This window comes from Sphingomonas sp. BL-S-28 (genome assembly GCF_055521515.1).
The window spans coordinates 164,971-180,994 of record NZ_CM145484.1; the positions used below are offsets into that span (position 1 = coordinate 164,971).

The window sequence follows — 16,024 nt, forward strand, 5'->3', positions numbered from 1 at the left end:
TAAAACGGCGACGAACCGAATCGCATTTGCGGTGAAATGAGCATGCCGAAAGACCGCTTTTCCCATCTGTCTAGGCACTTGGATGCCGTTTTCCCCGTATCGATCCGCCAAAGCGGCTCAACCCGTCGCAACGTTTGCGGCGGGGTATTCGACAGGCTCGATCCGCGCTTTGCCGATTCCCCACTTGCAACCACCTCGTCATTGGATGCTTCTAGGCGTCGCCAACCCTGCGATTCTCAAGGACATTCAATTCCATGATCAACCTGATCGGCGCCATCATCAGCGGCTTCATCATCGGCGTGCTGGCGCGTTGGCTCTATCCCGGTTTCGTGGATATGAGCTGGATCGCCACGATCCTGCTGGGCATCGGCGGTTCCTTCGCCGCCGGACTGATCACCACGCGCGGCGATCCGGGCTTTCAGCGCGCGGGCTGCCTCGCCTCGGTGCTGGGCGCGATGGCGCTGATCTTCATCGGCCGCGCGCTGCATATCGGGATGTGAGGCTGCAAGGCGCGAGGGGCGTTCAGGCGCGCTCTCGCCCTTCCTCAACAGTCGTCATTGCGAGCGTAACGAAGCAATCCAGCGCGGTTTACGCCGGCTCTGGATTGCTTCGTTACGCTCGCAATGACGAATAGGGTGGTGCCGTGTGCCATTGACGGGCGAGGGAAATCTGCCCGCCAAAGCGATCACTCCCTGCGCGCCTTTACGACCTCGTCGCCCCCGCGAAGGCGGGGGCCCCGCTGCCTTCGCGCCACGCCCCCAGAACAAGCGGAATCCCCGCCTTCGCGGGGATGACGAACTTGGTTGGGACGGACTTGGCAGGGTGCTGGACTTCCGCTGGCGAGCCCCCCGTCAGGGCACCAGCACGGTGTCGTGCGGCTCCGGCTCCGTCACCGGATAGTCCAGCGTGAAATGCAGCCCCCGGCTCTCATGCCGGTGCAGGGCGGAGCGCACGATCAGCCCGGCGGTCTGAAGCAGGTTGCGCAGCTCGATCAGGTCGGTCGAGACGCGGAAGTGGCGATAGTATTCCTCCACCTCACCGTTCAGCATCTGGATGCGGTGCATGGCACGTTCCAGCCGCTTGGTGGTGCGCACGATGCCGACGTAGTTCCACATGAAGCGGCGGATCTCGGTCCAGTTCTGCTTGATGACCACTTCCTCGTCGGAGTCGGTCACGCGGCTTTCGTCCCACTGGCGCACCGGCGGCGGCGCATCGAAGGCGTCCCAGTGGTCGAGGATGTGCGCCGCGCAGGATTCGCCGAAGACAAAGCATTCCAGCAGCGAGTTGGAGGCAAGGCGATTGGCCCCGTGGAGGCCGCTCTCGGTGCACTCGCCCGCCGCATAGAGCCCCGGCAGGTCGGTCTTGCCGTCCAGATCGATGAGGATACCGCCGCAGGTATAGTGCTGCGCGGGCACGACCGGGATCGGCTCCTTGGTCATGTCGATGCCCAGGCCCAGCAGCTTTTCGTAGATGTTCGGGAAGTGCTCCTTCACGAATGCTTCGGGCTGGTGGCTGATATCGAGGTGCACGAAATCGAGGCCGAAGCGCTTGATCTCCGAGTCGATGGCGCGGGCTACGATGTCGCGCGGGGCCAGTTCCAGCCGCTCCGGATCGTAGTATTCCATGAAGCGCTTGCCGGTGCGCGGGTTGATCAGGCGGCCGCCCTCGCCCCGCACCGCCTCGGTAATGAGGAAGTTCTTGACGTCCAGATTGTAGAGGCAGGTCGGGTGGAACTGCATCATCTCCATGTTGGAGACGCGCGCGCCCGCACGCCAGGCCATGGCGATGCCGTCCCCGGTCGCCCCGCGCGGCGCGGTGGAGAACTGATAGACGCGGCCTGCGCCGCCGGTGGCCAGGATCGTGGCGCGCGCGGTGTGCGCCTCCACCCGGCCGGTATTCTCGTCCAGCGCATAGACACCCCAGACCCGGCCCGATCCCGAATAGCGCAGTTCATGCCGGCCGGTGATCAGGTCGATGCACGACTGGCCGGGCAGCAGGGTGATGTTGGGATTGGCTTCCGCCGCCTTCAGCAGCGCGCTCTGCACCGCCCAGCCGGTAGCGTCCGCCACGTGGACGATGCGGCGGTGCGAATGGCCGCCTTCGCGCGTCAGGTGCAGTTCGTTGCCGTCCATGTTGAACGGCACGCCCAGTTCCACCAGCCGCTCGATCGCGTGCGGCGCGCGCTCGATCACGAATTCCACGGTCTCGCTGCGGTTGAGCCCGGCGCCCGCGATCATGGTATCGCGAATATGCTCGTCGAACGTGTCGCCGGCGTCGAGCACGGCAGCAATGCCGCCCTGCGCCCAGGCGGTCGACCCGCCGGTGAGGCTGCCCTTGGCAAGGACAAGCACCTTCAGCTTTTCGGCCAGCGCCAGCGCGGCCGTAAGACCGGCGGCACCGGAACCGACGACAATGACGTCATGAGCGGGCGCAGCGACAGAATCCGTAGTCATGCCGGCTCCATGCCGAGACTATGCAGACTGCGCAATAATTAGCTTTGCATTCCTGCTTGCCCCGCAATCATGTTGCAGTGCAGCACAACCTTGAGATCTGGCTTCAGTTCAGGCTTCGGATCAGCCGGCCTGTGCGGAACTCGTCAGGCTGACGAACACGTCCTCAAGGTCCGCCTCGCGCGTGGTCACGTCGACGATGGAGAAGCCCTGGGCCTGCACGGCGGAGAGGATCTCGCCCGCATTGGCGCGGTCCTTGTCATAGGTAATGTGCAGCACGCGCTCGCCATCCTTCTCGCACTTCACGAAGCCCGGATGGTTGGGCAGTTCGCCCATGTCGCGGTCCAGCGTCAGGACCAGGATCTTCTCACGCGCCATGCCCACCAGTTCGCGGGTGGGCATGTTGGCGATCAGTTCGCCGTGATTGATGATGGCGATGCGGTCGCACAGTTCCTCGGCTTCTTCGAGGTAGTGCGTGGTCAGCACGATCGTCGCGCCTTCGCGGTTGAGTTCGGTGACCAATTCCCACAGCTGGCGGCGCAGTTCGACGTCCACACCGGCGGTCGGCTCGTCCAGCACCAGCACCGGCGGCTGGTGGACCAGTGCCTTGGCGATCAGCAGGCGGCGCTTCATGCCGCCCGACAGCGTGCGGGCATAGGCATCGCGCTTGTCCATCAGGTGGACGGCGCGCAGCAGGTCTTCACTGCGGCGCAGGGTCTTGGCGATGCCGTAGAGGCCCGCCTGGTTCTCCAGCACTTCGTACGGCGTGAAGAACGGATCGAAGACGATTTCCTGCGGCACGATGCCGATCGATCGCTTGGCATTGCGCTGGTTGCGATCGATGTCGAAGCCCCAGATGTCGATCGATCCGGAGGTCTTGCGCACCAGACCGGCCATGATGTTGATCAGCGTGGACTTGCCCGCGCCGTTGGGGCCCAGCAGGCCGAAGATGCCGCCTTCGGGCACATCGAACGACACGCCCTTCAGCGCCAGCTTGCCCTCTCCGCTGCCCGCCGGGGCATAACGCTTCTTGAGGTCGCGGATGGAGATGGCGGCGGAAGTGGTGCTGGTCATGCGCCGCATGTGGGACAGGATCGCCTGCCAGTAAAGGGCGCGCGGCATCGCTGCCGTACGATTGCGCAACAATTGACCGATTGACGGTGCTTCGCTGAACAAATACGATCCATTATAGATCATAAAAGGCAGGCGAGTCCGACCTGCCTCTGGCGGGAGAGCAGCCATGGCCACGGCAACGCTGAACACGGAACACGACTATTTCACCGATCACGCGGTGCTTCTGGATCCCTACGACTATTTCGAGCGGCTGCGCGCGCAGGGCCCGGTCTGCCCGATGCCGGGGCGGGACATCCTGCTGGTCACCGGCTTTCAGGAATCACTGGACGTGCTGCTCAACGCCCGCGATTTCTCGTCCTGGCTCAATCCCGACCCGCTGACGCCGCTGCCCTTCGCGGTGGAGAGCGACGATATTTCGGAGCAGCTCGCCAGCCATCCCAGCACCGAGATGGAACTGCTCGTCTCCTATGACGGAGACCGCCACGCCGCCGCACGGGCCTTGCTCAATCCGCTGTTCGTGCCTTCGCGTCTCAAGGCAAACGCCGCCTTCATGCGCACCTATGCGCAGGATATGGTGCGCGATATCGTGGCACGCGGAGGCTGCGAACTGGTGGGCGAAGTGGCGACGCCCTTCGTGACCATGGTCATCGCCGACCTGCTCGGCGTGCCGGCCGAGGACCGCGAAGCCTTCCGCGCCCTGATCGACGCCGCCCCGCCCCCGGGCAACATGGACGCCGGCGATGATGGCCAGTCGATCCATCCGCTGCTCGCCATGGCCGGCTATTTCGCGCGCTACGTCGCCGAACGCCGCGCCCAGCCGCAGGACGACGTGATGACCGAGATGGCCATGGCGACTTATCCCGACGGTTCCACGCCGGACGCAATGGAAGTGGTGAAGTCCGCCATGTTCCTCTTCGCCGCCGGGCAGGACACCAGCGCCAAGCTGATCGGCAACGCCCTGCGACGACTGGCGGAGGATCAGCCGATGCAGCAAATGCTGCGCGAAGATCCGTCGAAGATCGGCCCGTTCCTTGAGGAAGTGCTGCGCATCGAAGGCTCCACCAAGGCGACGTTCCGCATCGCCGCGCGCAAGACGAAGATCGGCGATGTGGACGTGCCGGCCGGGCAGCGGCTGGTCATCTCGCTCTCCGCCGCCAACCGCGATCCGCGCCGGTGGGAGAACCCCACGGATTTCGTGATCGGCCGTCCGCGCATCAAGGAGCATCTGGCCTTTGGACGCGGCGCGCATACTTGCGCCGGCGCGCAATTGGCGCGAGCGGAAGTGGCGGTGCTGCTGGAATGCCTGCTGGCGGCGACGCGCGCGATAACCTTGGACGAGGCATATCACGGCCCGGCCGACGCGCGGAGGATCGCCTATGAGCCCAGCTACATCATTCGCGGACTGGCGGACCTGCATCTGAAGGTGGAGTGACGCCCCCTCTTCCAAACAAACTCCGTCGCCCCCGCGCAGGCGGGGGCCCCGCTTTCTTCGCGCTACGCATCAGGAACAAGCGGGATCCCCGCCTTCGCGGGGATGACGGCTATCTGGGGCGAAAGATTTTCCCCTCAAACCCCGTCGCTGCGGCTGTCATAGATCGATCGGCTCGCCTCGATCGACACGCGATTGGTGACGGCCCAGGCCCCCAGCGCCTTCACCGGCTCCGCCAGCGAACGGCCGAGATCGCTGAGCGAATACTCGACCCTCACCGGAACGCTGGCGTGGACCGTCCGCACCACCAGCCCATCGCGCTCCAGCGCGCGCAAGGTGCGAGAGAGCATCTGCTGCGAAATGCCTTCGATCCCGCGCTTCAACTCGTTGAAATGGCGGTTGCCTTCCAGCAGCGTCATGACGACGAGCATCGACCACTTATCACCCACGCGCGCCAGAATGTCGCCGACCATGCGGCAACTGCTGGCGGAGTGAACGACTTCGATGACAGGCGCGGGCTGCGGTGCGTCTGCAGTCTCGGGGGCAAGCTCAAGGCCATCGAGTTCAAGGGTAGTCATCTTCACGTTACCAGGTCCTGAAAAAATGCGCTCTTGGCGGGCGTCGCAGTGCAACATAGCTATACCCAGTCACTTTTCTAGACTGGCACTTTTCTAGACTGGCATTTTTCTAGACCGGCATTTTTCCAGACCACCTACTCCCAACTGAAGGCACCCCCCCCATGAAGCTTCTCCATCTCGATTCCAGCATTCTCGGCGAAAACTCGGTCAGCCGCGCGGTTTCGGCCGCCATCGTCGGCAACCTGACGCAGGCCGATCCCTCGCTTGAAGTCAGCTACCGCGACCTTGCTGCCGAAGCCCTGCCGCACCTGACGCTCGACGTCCTCGGCAACCCGGCCGGCACGCCCGAACTGGCCGAATTCCTGGCCGCCGACGTGATCGTGATCGGCGCCGGCATGTACAACTTCACCATCCCCAGCCAGCTCAAGGCCTGGTTCGACCGCGTGCTCGTGGCCGGCAAGACCTTCCAGTACACCGCCGAAGGTCCGCAGGGTCTGGCCGGCGGCAAGAAGGTCTACGTCGCCCTGTCGCGCGGCGGCTACTACGGTGAAGGCCAGCCCGGCGCCGCCGTCGAGCACGCCGAAAGCTACCTGCGCGCGGTGCTGGGCTTCATCGGCATCACCGATCCGATCTTCGTGCTCGCCGAAGGCATCGCCATCGGGCCGGAAGTGCGCGAAAAGGCCCTGGCCGACGCACTCGCCGAAGCCGGCGCGCTGACTGTTCCCGCCTGATATTGCGCGGTTTGTTCCAAATGCGCGAAAGCGCATTGGAACGCGGCACCGGCCCTCTTCCCCACCCAACCACCCGACGATAGTACCCTATGGGTGGTTGGGTGAGGGAGAGGGCCGGTGCCGCAAAATCCGCCCACGGCGGATTTCAAACAAATTTGCCCGCTGGAAATTCTTCCAGAGGCTTGGTAATCGGCCGATCCATGAGCACGCAGCCCGAAACCGTCTTCACCGATTCCCACCGCGTTTCCTGCGACGGGGCCACCGACATCCGCTCGAACGGCACCTACAAGGCTGCCGCTCTCGGCCACCCGCGCGTGTGGCTGGAGATCGACGAGAAAGGCTATGTCGATTGCGGTTATTGCGACCGCCACTTCGTCCTGAAGGGCGGCCCGGCCGACCAACAGGCGGCCTGATCGGCTTTCCTGTCGTGCCGGGTCCAACGACCCGGCCCGTTATTCGTTTGATACCGCGGATCGCCACCCTATATCCGTGGGCATGACCAGCCCCGATCCGCGCTCGCTCCTCTATCGCCAGCTTTCGCCCGAGGAGGCTCAGGCCCTCGCCCGCGAGACCTTGCAGCGCTGCGAGGACGGCGAACTCTACATGCAGTTCATCGCCACCGAGGCCTTCGGCTTCGATGACGGCCGCCTGAAAACGGCGGACTATTCGCGCGATGCCGGCTTCGGCCTGCGCGGCGTCACCGGCGAGATGACCGGCTTTGCCCACGCAAACGAGATTTCCGCCGCCGCCATCCGCCGCGCGGGCGAGACGCTGCAACTGCTCGATCCCGCCACCGGCATCCGCCCCGCGCCGCCGCTGCGCAGCAACCGCCATCTCTATACCGATGCCTCCCCGCTCGATCTGGTGCCGTTCGAGGACAAGGTGCGCCTGCTGGAGCAGATCGACGCCGCCGCCCGCGCCCGCGATCCGCGCGTCTCGCAAGTCAGCGCCAGCCTGACCGGGCAGTGGTCGGTGGTGGAAATCGTGCGGCCGGACGGCTTCGTCGCCACCGACGTGCGGCCGCTGGTGCGCCTCTCCGTCTCGATCGTCGCCGAAAGCAACGGCCGGCGCGAAACCGGCTCGTTCGGCATGGGCGGCCGCCACCTTTACGATACGCTGTTCGATCCGGCGAACTGGAACAATGCCATCGACACCGCGCTGGCACAGGCGCTGGTCAATCTGGAAAGCGTGGATGCCCCCGCCGGCGAAATGACCGTGCTAATCGCGCCCGGCTGGCCCGGGGTGATCCTGCATGAAGCGGTAGGCCACGGGCTGGAAGGCGATTTCAACCGCAAGGGCACCTCCGCCTTCTCCGGCCGCATCGGCGAGCGCGTGGCCGCACCGGGCGTGACGGTGATCGACGATGGCTCGATCTCCGACCGGCGCGGGTCGCTCTCCATCGACGATGAAGGCACGCCCACGCAGGAAACCGTGCTGATCGAGGACGGCATCCTGAAGGGCTACATGCAGGACCGCATGAACGCGCGGCTGATGGGCGTGGAATCGACCGGCAACGGCCGGCGCGAAAACTACGCCTATGCCCCGCAAGTGCGCATGACCAACACCTTCATGAAGGCCGGCAACGACGATCCCGCCGAACTGCTGGCCCGCGTGAAGAACGGCATCTTCGTGAAGTCCATGGGCGGCGGCCAGGTGGACATCGTCTCGGGCAAGTTCGTGTTCTCGTGCAACGAGGCCTACAAGGTGGAGAACGGCAAGCTGGGCGCCCCGATCAAGGGCGCCACGCTGATCGGCGACGGCCCGACCGTGCTGACCCGCGTGACCGGCATCGGCAACGACCTCGAACTCGATCGCGGCGTCGGCGTCTGTGGCAAGGGCGGCCAGAGCGTTCCCGCCGGGGTCGGCCAGCCCACGCTGCTGGTGGAGGGCATCACAGTCGGCGGAACTGCCTGACTCGGGCGCCGACTTCGGACAACTGACGGCGAAGCGCCCCACACGTGCGACGGTCATTGCGGGTTAAGCCTGACCATGCCAATGTCCTGGCAAGGGCGGGCTTTCTGGAAGGTAAAACAATGGCATATCACCGTGTCGCCGCTGCCGCGCTGATCGCGACCAGCCTCATCGCCACCCCCGCCGCCGTTTCCGCCAAACCGAAGCTGACGGGCGAGCAACAGCTTGCCAAGATCCTCGACGGGCGCGAGGCGGGCAAGCCGGTAAACTGCATCCCGCTCAACCAGTCGAACGATACGCAAGTGATCGACAAGACCGCGATCGTCTACCGCATTGGCGGCACGCTGTACGTCAACCGACCGACCAATGCGGACAAGCTGGATTCGGACAGCATTCTCGTCACCAAGCTCTATTCCAGCCAGCTCTGCCGGCTGGACACGATCCAGTTGCATGACCGCAGCACGCGCATGTGGAACGGCTTTGTAGGCCTGCAGGACTTCGTGCCCTATACACGCGTGAAACAGCAGGCTTCCCCCGGAAACTAGGCGCAAGCCGAACCGGGATCAGCATCTCCCGATGAAGGCGGCCGGAACCTCGCGCTTCGGTCGCCTTCTGCATTGCCCCGGCTATCCGTCCAGGCGGCGGCCCAGCGTGACGACATCCTGCACCTCGTACCCGATGGCATCGTAGAAACCGAGTGCCACCCGATTGTCGCCGCGCACCATCAACTGGATCTTGGGGCAACCGCGCGCGGCCAACCACTGTTCGCAAGCCGCCATCAGGGCGCGGGCGACACCCTGCCCGCGCCACTCGTCTCTCACGCCCAGGTAATAGACCCACCCGCGATGGCCGTCGAAGCCGACCATTACCGTGCCCACAAGAACCCCTGCGCTGCGGGCGCAGAGAATCGTGCTTCCGTCCCGTGCGAGAGCGAGATCATAGTCCGCCGAAGGCTCGTTCCACGGCCGCGTCAGGCCGGCAGACTGCCAGAGCGCGATCACTTCGGCGCGATCGGCGGCCAGGGCTTCGACTATATTCACTGCCATTTGCGCTGCTTCTCCGGATAGACCGCCGCACACGTTGCCGGTGGCATTCACCAGGGCAAGGAAATCCCGACATAATTGACGGAAGGGCTTTCCGTTGCCCGCCGCCTAACTATCTAACGCCGGCCCGTCCCTGGAGATTGCCGATGTCGCTGTTCCGTTCCCACATGCCGTCGCCGGTAGGCACGCTGACGCTGGTGGCCAGCAATGCCGGACTGGTTGCGGTCCTTTGGGAAGACGACGATCCCGCCCGTGTGCGACTGGCCGATCTCGTTGACGACGCGACCCATCCGACCCTTCGGCGCGCCTCCACCCAACTGGGCGAATACTTCGCAGGAGGACGGACGGAATTCGACATACCGATCGATTTTCGCGGCACCGATTTTCAGAAAAGCGTCTGGAACGCCCTGCTGACGATCCCGTTCGGCGAGACGCGCAGCTATAGCCAGATCGCCGAGATCGTCGGCCGCCCCACGGCAAGCCGCGCGGTCGGTGCCGCCAACGGGCGCAATCCGGTTTCGATCATCGCGCCGTGCCACCGCGTGGTCGGCGCCAGCGGCGCGCTGACCGGCTTTGCCGGCGGGCTGGAGGCCAAGGCCTTCCTGCTGAAGCTCGAAGGTCCCAAACTCTTGCTCTGATAAAACGCCGCCTGGGCGTCGCTCATCCGGCGCTCTCCACGGGCGCGAGATGACGATCGGCCGCGGTGGGCACCGGCATCGCTTCCGTAAACAAGTCCGGCTGCCGGGCGCGCAGACCGTGCTGCGGAAACAGGTAGCTGCGCAGGCTCAACATCGGGCGCTCCACCGCTATCGTCACGATGACCCCTGCAACAAAAGCGCCGCTATAAGTCATCGCCAGCTTGAACAGCGCGGCGGAGGTTCCCGCGAGGTGCAATCGATCCGCCAATACCGCCGATGGCCTCACCGCGGCATATTGAACCACATAGATCGCGTAGGAAAACAGCCCGATATAGGCCAGCCCGCGCACGAAAACGGAGCGGGAAATCGATAAGGGCATATCGTAACAGAAGACGATGAAGGATGCCGCCGTCAGATAGACCATCGTGAAGCCTATCGAATGCATGAAATCGCCCTGCGGATTACTAACCGATATGATATAGGCACCGGCTGTCCAGAACAGAGCCAGCGGAATTTTATAAGAGGCAATTCTTTCGAACAGGCCTTTGTGGAAAATATGAATATAGCGAAGCGCTACACCGCATGACAGTGCATCTATGCGATACTGCGTCTGCATCATCGCATCGTTTTTAACATGCTCGATCACCGCGATGCTGCGCGCCAACAGCACGATCACCATCAATCCTGCCAAAAGCCACGGCATCGGGCGAATACTACCGGCAAAGGCAATCACCCCGGCATAAAGAACGGCGAATGCCAGATAGAACTGCTCCTCCACGGCCAGACTCCACAATGGAGACAGCGGCGTGGGGAAATAGTTCTGCACGTGAAACAGGCACTGGAAGAAGTAACTTTGCCAGGGGTGCTGCCTTATGAGCAATTGCAGCAGGATAAAGGAATAGAGCACTGGCCATATCTTGAACGCGCGGCGGATCAGAAAGCGGCCGGGTTGAAAACCGCCCTCGTTTTCGAATTCCGAGAACAGCAGGCCACCGATCAGAAACCCGCTGAGCACGAAAAAGAGATCGACCCCGGCCCATCCCATCGTTCGCCCGGGCGCAAGCAGCCAGTCCAGCGGCGCAATGCCGGTGACGGTTTGATTGAAATGCCACCCGCAGGCCAGCAGGATGGCAATCCCGCGCAGAAAATCCAGTTCCACCTTCCGCCCGCCAAGCGTCGGCCAGTGCACCGCCTTCATAACCCCGTTCATGAAAGAAGTGCCCATCCTGGGATTGCCTCACCGATAGGTTGCCACGGACCGCGCCTCACCCCGTGCCACACCCCCGCCGCATCCGTTCGGCGCGCCAGCGGCCATACCCCGGGGCATCGAAAGTGTATGATCCCGTCGGGCCGGGGCAATTGTGCAAAACGGGGAGATAAAACGCGCACCAATTTCGCAGCGGCGCGAACTTCGCCGGCCCAAACAGAAAAGAGCCCGCATCGCTGCGGGCTCTTTCGTTTGCTTGCGCTTGGCTACCAGTCAGGTGCCAGACGGCAGATCACTCCCACTCGATCGTGCCGGGCGGCTTCGAGGTGTAGTCGTAGACCACGCGGTTGATGCCCTTCACCTCGTTGATGATGCGGGTCGCCACGCGCGACAGGAAGCCGGCGTCGAAGGGATAGATGTCCGCGGTCATGCCGTCGGTGGAGGTCACTGCGCGCAGCGCGCAGACGCTGTCGTACGTGCGGCCGTCGCCCATCACGCCAACGGTCTTCACCGGCAGCAGCACCGCGAAGGCCTGCCAGATCGCGTCGTAGAGGCCGGCATTGCGGATTTCTTCAAGGTAGATCGCATCGGCCTTGCGCAGGATGTCGCAGCGTTCGCGCGTCACTTCGCCGGGGATGCGGATCGCCAGGCCCGGTCCGGGGAACGGGTGGCGGCCCACGAAGATCTCTGGCAGGCCCAGTTCGCGGCCGAGAACGCGGACTTCGTCCTTGAACAGTTCGCGAAGCGGCTCGACCAGCTTCATGTTCATGCGCTCGGGCAGGCCGCCGACGTTGTGGTGGCTCTTGATCGTGACCGAGGGACCGCCGGTGAACGAGACCGATTCGATCACGTCCGGATAGAGCGTGCCCTGCGCCAGGAACTGCGCGCCGCCGATCTTCTTCGCTTCGTCCTCGAAGACGTCGATGAAAGTCTTGCCGATGAACTTGCGCTTGGCTTCGGGATCGGTGACGCCTTCAAGACCCTTGAGGAACAGCGTCGACGCGTCGACGTGGACCAGCGGGATGTTGTAGTGGCCGCGGAACAGGCTGACGACCTGCTCGGCCTCGCCCATGCGCAGCACGCCGCCGTCGACGAAGACGCAGGTCAGCTGGTCGCCGATCGCTTCGTGGATCAGCAGGGCTGCAACCGCCGAATCGACGCCGCCCGAAAGACCGCAGATCACGCGCTTGTCGCCGACCTGCGCGCGGATTTCCTCGATCTTGGTCTTGCGGAACTCCGCCATGGTCCAGTCACCGGCCAGGCCGCAGACGTGACGGACGAAGTTCTTCAGCAGCTTGCCGCCGTCGGGCGTGTGCACGACTTCGGGGTGGAACTGCATCGCGTAGATGCGCTTCTCATCGTTGGCGATCACCGCGAAAGGTGCGCCTTCGCTGGAAGCGACCGGGCGGAAGCCGGGGGCAAGGCTGGTCACCTTGTCGCCGTGGCTCATCCATACCTGATGGCGCTCACCCTTGGCCCAGAGGCCGTCGAACAGCGCGCAATCGTCACCGATCTCGATGAAGGCACGGCCGAATTCGCCGGTGTCGCCCAGCAGCACTTCACCGCCAAGCTGGTGCATCAGCGACTGCTGGCCGTAGCAGATGCCCAGCATGGGCAGGCCGCTTTCAAGGATTTCATCGGGAATGCGCGGGCCGTTCTCGTCCAGCACCGAAGCGGGCGAGCCGGAAAGGATCACGCCGGCCGGCTTCATGCGGGCGAAGGCTTCCTTCGCGGCATTGAACGGGGCGATTTCCGAATAGACGCCTGCCTCGCGCACGCGGCGAGCGATAAGCTGGGTAACCTGGCTGCCGAAATCGACGATCAGGATGGAGTCGGAGCCCTGCCCCGGATTCGATGAGGGAGTCTGGTCAGTCATGGCCGGCCACTATAGCGACATGTCGCAGGTGTCCAGTGCAGGCGGCGGGTTTGGGGGCGGCGGGCTGGATTCGGCGCTGACAAGATGGCGTTAGTTGCAAAATATTCACGTAATTTTGTTTCTTTGTGATTTGCAAAAATTCCGCACCACTGTAATTAGCGTCCCATGGCAGGGCGTCGTGACCGCCCGGTCAGCATAAGCCAAAAAAGCTAAGTTTGCAGGAAATAGCCATTTCGCGAATGCCTCCCCGGCGTTCGCCGCTGCCGCTCCGCGCAGGGTGTGTGCGTCGCGGCAGAAGTCCAATGCTTCCCCTCCCGGCATTGGACGATCCCCATATGGCAAAGGGCGGCTCCGCAAGGGGCCGCCCTTTCTTGCGTCAGATGCTTCGCCTGAACGCAGTTCCCGCAACCCTCGCCGCATGCCCCGTCCAGTCTTGTGGAAAAGCACGGGCATAGCGCCGGTTTTGCTTGGGTTTCCGGCCCTCAATCCCTATATCCTCGCCATGGCTAGCACCGACGACAGCACCGCCGACAACGGCAAGAACCAGAACAGCTACGGCGCGGATTCGATCAAGGTCCTCAAGGGTCTCGACGCGGTTCGTAAGCGTCCGGGCATGTACATCGGCGATACCGACGACGGTTCGGGTCTGCACCACATGGTGTTCGAAGTGTCGGACAACGCGATCGACGAGGCGCTGGCCGGTCATTGCGACCTGGTGCTGATCGAACTCAATCCGGACGGCTCCGTCTCGGTCGAAGACAACGGCCGCGGCATTCCCACCGGCCTCCACCCGGAGGAAGGCGTCTCGGCGGCAGAGGTCATCATGACCCAGCTCCACGCCGGCGGTAAGTTCGAGAATACGTCGGACGACAATGCCTACAAGGTTTCCGGCGGCCTCCACGGCGTGGGCGTCTCGGTGGTGAACGCCCTTTCCGAATGGCTGGAACTGACCATCTGGCGCGACGGCAAGGAGCACTGGATGAAGTTCGCCAACGGCGATGCCGTGGCGCCGCTGAAGATCGTCGGCGATGCGCCGAAGGTGGACCAGAACCCGGACGACAACGGCTTCAAGAAGGGCACCCGCGTGACCTTCCTGGCATCGACCGAGACGTTCAAGAACGTCACCGAGTTCGATTTCGATAAGCTGGAACACCGCTACCGCGAACTGGCGTTCCTGAACTCGGGCGTGCGCATCCTGCTGCGCGACAAGCGCCATGAGGAGCCCAAGGAGCACGATCTCTATTACGAAGGCGGCATCGGCGCCTTCGTGCAGTTCCTGGACCGCAACAAGCAGCCGCTGATGCCCGAACCGATCGCCATTGCGGCGGACAAGGACGGCATCGGCATGGAAGTCGCGCTCGAATGGAACGATTCCTATTACGAGAACGTGCTGTGCTTCACCAACAACATCCCGCAGCGTGACGGCGGCACCCACCTTGCCGCATTCCGCGCCGCGCTGACGCGCACGCTGAACGGCTATGCCGAGCGTTCGGGGCTGCTGAAGAAGGAAAAGGTCTCGCTCTCGGGCGACGACATGCGCGAAGGCCTGACCGCGATCGTATCGGTCAAGCTGCCCGATCCCAAGTTCTCTTCTCAGACCAAGGACAAGCTGGTCAGCTCCGAAGTGCGCCAGCCGCTGGAAGCGCTGATGAGCGAGAAGATGACCGACTGGCTGGAGGAAAATCCCGCAACCGCCAAGACCATCGTGCTGAAGGTGATCGACGCCGCCGCCGCCCGCGAAGCAGCGCGCCGTGCCCGTGAATTGACCCGCCGCAAGGGCGCGATGGACATCGCCTCCCTCCCCGGCAAGCTGGCCGACTGCCAGGAACGCGATCCCGCCAAGTCCGAACTGTTCCTGGTCGAGGGTGACTCGGCAGGCGGCTCGGCCAAGTCCGGGCGTGACCGCAAGACGCAGGCGATCCTGCCGCTGAAGGGCAAGATCCTGAACGTGGAGCGTGCGCGGTTCGATCGCATCATCTCGTCCAAGGAAGTGGGCACGCTGATCCAGGCCATGGGCACGGGCATCCGCGACGACTTCAACCTGGAAAAGCTGCGTTACCACAAGGTCGTCATCATGACCGACGCAGACGTCGACGGCGCGCACATCCGCACGCTGCTGCTGACGTTCTTCCATCGCCAGATGCCGGAAATCATCCGCGCCGGGCACCTCTTCATCGCGCAGCCGCCGCTCTACAAGGTCGCCAAGGGCCGCAGCGAAGTCTACCTGAAGGACAATGCCGCGCTCGACCGCTATCTGGTCGAAGCCGGGCTTTCCGGCCGCGTGCTGGAAACTTCGGGCGGTGCGCGCATGGGCAGCGACCTTGAAGCGCTGGTCGATCACGCGATCCGCTTCCGCAACCTGATGGGCTTCGTCCCCCGCCGCTTCGATCCGACGATCATCGAAGCACTGGCGCTGTCCGGTGCGTTCGAGCCCGACCTGTCGCCCGCAGACCGCACCGCCGCGCTGGAACGCACCGCGCAGTGGCTCGATCGCGGCGATCCGGAAGCCAAGTGGTCCGCCCGCCTGACCGATGAAGGCAACCTTGAGATCGAGCGCGTGTGGCGCGGCGTGACCGACCATCACAAGATCGAAGGCACGTTCCTGGCCAGCGCCGAGGCACGCAAGCTCGCCCGCCTCGCGGCCGAGAATGCCGACGTTTATTCCGGCTCCGCCCGCCTCACCCGCGCCAGCGCCGTGGCCGAAGCCGAAGCTGCGGATGTCGAGGACGAGGCCGCCACCCGCCCGATCGTCGGCGCGGACGTGATCACGCGCCCGGCACAGCTTCTGGAAGCGGTGCTGGCGGTGGGCCGCAAGGGCCTGTCGATCCAGCGCTACAAGGGTCTGGGCGAGATGAATGCCGAACAGCTTTGGGAAACCACGCTGGATCCGGAAAACCGCGCATTGCTGCAAGTGAAGGTCGAGGACGCGGACGTTACCGACGAGATCTTCACCCGCCTGATGGGCGACGTGGTGGAACCGCGCCGCGAATTCATTCAGGACAACGCGCTGAACGTCGCCAATCTCGACATCTGATCCGGCGATTTGCGAATCAAGCGGGGCCGCGCGACATCGATCGCGCGGCCCCG

At 64.0% G+C, this 16,024-nt stretch carries 14 protein-coding genes; 8 read left to right on the forward strand and 6 right to left on the reverse strand.

The features are described from left to right. Nucleotides 1-254 precede the first annotated feature (254 nt). A complete protein-coding gene (locus ACZ1JC_RS09545) occupies nucleotides 255-500 on the forward strand; it encodes a GlsB/YeaQ/YmgE family stress response membrane protein (RefSeq protein ID WP_465137084.1) in 246 nt (81 codons plus the stop codon). 351 nt (nucleotides 501-851) lie between these two features. Here the strand turns inward: ACZ1JC_RS09545 and nadB are convergent, their stop codons facing one another. Continuing rightward, nucleotides 852-2,453: an L-aspartate oxidase gene (nadB, locus tag ACZ1JC_RS09550; protein WP_465137083.1), complete on the reverse strand. Its 1,602-nt coding sequence runs from the start codon at nucleotides 2,451-2,453 to the stop codon at nucleotides 852-854. Between the two features lie 120 nt (nucleotides 2,454-2,573). After that, nucleotides 2,574-3,524 carry an ABC transporter ATP-binding protein gene (locus ACZ1JC_RS09555; protein ID WP_465138637.1) on the reverse strand — a complete coding sequence of 317 codons (951 nt, stop codon included), beginning with the start codon at nucleotides 3,522-3,524 and terminating at the stop codon, nucleotides 2,574-2,576. Between the two features lie 166 nt (nucleotides 3,525-3,690). On the opposite strand from ACZ1JC_RS09555, the gene ACZ1JC_RS09560 reads away from it, so the two are divergent. Next, nucleotides 3,691-4,956 (forward strand): cytochrome P450, encoded by a 1,266-nt coding sequence (locus ACZ1JC_RS09560; protein ID WP_465137082.1) that lies wholly within the window; start codon nucleotides 3,691-3,693, stop codon nucleotides 4,954-4,956. A 134-nt stretch (nucleotides 4,957-5,090) separates the two neighbouring features. Here ACZ1JC_RS09560 and ACZ1JC_RS09565 read toward each other — a convergent pair whose 3' ends face one another. Beyond that, nucleotides 5,091-5,537, reverse strand: a complete 447-nt coding sequence (locus tag ACZ1JC_RS09565) for a winged helix-turn-helix transcriptional regulator (RefSeq protein ID WP_465137081.1) — start codon at nucleotides 5,535-5,537, stop codon at nucleotides 5,091-5,093. Between the two features lie 155 nt (nucleotides 5,538-5,692). On the opposite strand from ACZ1JC_RS09565, the gene ACZ1JC_RS09570 reads away from it, so the two are divergent. The 4 genes from ACZ1JC_RS09570 (at nucleotide 5,693) to ACZ1JC_RS09585 (ending at nucleotide 8,718) form a co-directional block, all read left to right on the forward strand. Beyond that, nucleotides 5,693-6,262 carry an FMN-dependent NADH-azoreductase gene (locus ACZ1JC_RS09570; protein WP_465137080.1) on the forward strand — a complete coding sequence of 190 codons (570 nt, stop codon included), beginning with the start codon at nucleotides 5,693-5,695 and terminating at the stop codon, nucleotides 6,260-6,262. Nucleotides 6,263-6,462: 200 nt separating this feature from the next. Next, a complete protein-coding gene (locus ACZ1JC_RS09575) occupies nucleotides 6,463-6,675 on the forward strand; it encodes a zinc-finger domain-containing protein (RefSeq protein WP_465137079.1) in 213 nt (70 codons plus the stop codon). Between the two features lie 82 nt (nucleotides 6,676-6,757). After that, the gene (gene tldD / locus ACZ1JC_RS09580; protein WP_465138636.1) at nucleotides 6,758-8,176 is read left to right on the forward strand and encodes a metalloprotease TldD; all 1,419 of its coding nucleotides are present in this window, start codon (nucleotides 6,758-6,760) and stop codon (nucleotides 8,174-8,176) included. 119 nt (nucleotides 8,177-8,295) lie between these two features. Further along, the gene (locus ACZ1JC_RS09585; protein WP_465137078.1) at nucleotides 8,296-8,718 is read left to right on the forward strand and encodes a hypothetical protein; all 423 of its coding nucleotides are present in this window, start codon (nucleotides 8,296-8,298) and stop codon (nucleotides 8,716-8,718) included. Between the two features lie 81 nt (nucleotides 8,719-8,799). Here the strand turns inward: ACZ1JC_RS09585 and ACZ1JC_RS09590 are convergent, their stop codons facing one another. Further along, the gene (locus ACZ1JC_RS09590; protein WP_465137077.1) at nucleotides 8,800-9,219 is read right to left on the reverse strand and encodes a GNAT family acetyltransferase; all 420 of its coding nucleotides are present in this window, start codon (nucleotides 9,217-9,219) and stop codon (nucleotides 8,800-8,802) included. A 143-nt stretch (nucleotides 9,220-9,362) separates the two neighbouring features. Between ACZ1JC_RS09590 and ACZ1JC_RS09595 the strand changes: the two genes are divergently transcribed. Beyond that, nucleotides 9,363-9,854 carry a methylated-DNA--[protein]-cysteine S-methyltransferase gene (locus ACZ1JC_RS09595; protein WP_465137076.1) on the forward strand — a complete coding sequence of 164 codons (492 nt, stop codon included), beginning with the start codon at nucleotides 9,363-9,365 and terminating at the stop codon, nucleotides 9,852-9,854. 22 nt (nucleotides 9,855-9,876) lie between these two features. On the opposite strand, the gene ACZ1JC_RS09600 is transcribed toward ACZ1JC_RS09595, so the two are convergent. Then, the gene (locus ACZ1JC_RS09600; RefSeq protein WP_465137075.1) at nucleotides 9,877-11,079 is read right to left on the reverse strand and encodes an acyltransferase family protein; all 1,203 of its coding nucleotides are present in this window, start codon (nucleotides 11,077-11,079) and stop codon (nucleotides 9,877-9,879) included. 274 nt (nucleotides 11,080-11,353) lie between these two features. Beyond that, the gene (gene guaA, locus ACZ1JC_RS09605; RefSeq protein ID WP_465137074.1) at nucleotides 11,354-12,937 is read right to left on the reverse strand and encodes a glutamine-hydrolyzing GMP synthase; all 1,584 of its coding nucleotides are present in this window, start codon (nucleotides 12,935-12,937) and stop codon (nucleotides 11,354-11,356) included. 502 nt (nucleotides 12,938-13,439) lie between these two features. Here guaA and gyrB point away from each other — a divergent pair. Next, a complete protein-coding gene (gene gyrB, locus ACZ1JC_RS09610; protein WP_465137073.1) occupies nucleotides 13,440-15,971 on the forward strand; it encodes a DNA topoisomerase (ATP-hydrolyzing) subunit B in 2,532 nt (843 codons plus the stop codon). Nucleotides 15,972-16,024: the final 53 nt, after the last annotated feature.

Excerpts from the sequence above, each read along its gene's own strand:
- ACZ1JC_RS09585 (WP_465137078.1), top strand. The coding sequence starts at position 8,296 with ATGGCATATCACCGTGTCGCCGCTGCCGCGCTGATCGCGACCAGCCTC.
- ACZ1JC_RS09590 (WP_465137077.1), bottom strand. The coding sequence starts at position 9,219 with ATGGCAGTGAATATAGTCGAAGCCCTGGCCGCCGATCGCGCCGAAGTG.
- ACZ1JC_RS09560 (WP_465137082.1), top strand. The coding sequence starts at position 3,691 with ATGGCCACGGCAACGCTGAACACGGAACACGACTATTTCACCGATCAC.
- ACZ1JC_RS09575 (WP_465137079.1), top strand. The coding sequence starts at position 6,463 with ATGAGCACGCAGCCCGAAACCGTCTTCACCGATTCCCACCGCGTTTCC.
- ACZ1JC_RS09570 (WP_465137080.1), top strand. The coding sequence starts at position 5,693 with ATGAAGCTTCTCCATCTCGATTCCAGCATTCTCGGCGAAAACTCGGTC.
- ACZ1JC_RS09595 (WP_465137076.1), top strand. The coding sequence starts at position 9,363 with ATGTCGCTGTTCCGTTCCCACATGCCGTCGCCGGTAGGCACGCTGACG.
- ACZ1JC_RS09600 (WP_465137075.1), bottom strand. The coding sequence starts at position 11,079 with ATGGGCACTTCTTTCATGAACGGGGTTATGAAGGCGGTGCACTGGCCG.
- guaA (WP_465137074.1), bottom strand. The coding sequence starts at position 12,937 with ATGACTGACCAGACTCCCTCATCGAATCCGGGGCAGGGCTCCGACTCC.
- nadB (WP_465137083.1), bottom strand. The coding sequence starts at position 2,453 with ATGACTACGGATTCTGTCGCTGCGCCCGCTCATGACGTCATTGTCGTC.
- ACZ1JC_RS09555 (WP_465138637.1), bottom strand. The coding sequence starts at position 3,524 with ATGACCAGCACCACTTCCGCCGCCATCTCCATCCGCGACCTCAAGAAG.
- tldD (WP_465138636.1), top strand. The coding sequence starts at position 6,758 with ATGACCAGCCCCGATCCGCGCTCGCTCCTCTATCGCCAGCTTTCGCCC.
- gyrB (WP_465137073.1), top strand. The coding sequence starts at position 13,440 with ATGGCTAGCACCGACGACAGCACCGCCGACAACGGCAAGAACCAGAAC.
- ACZ1JC_RS09545 (WP_465137084.1), top strand. The coding sequence starts at position 255 with ATGATCAACCTGATCGGCGCCATCATCAGCGGCTTCATCATCGGCGTG.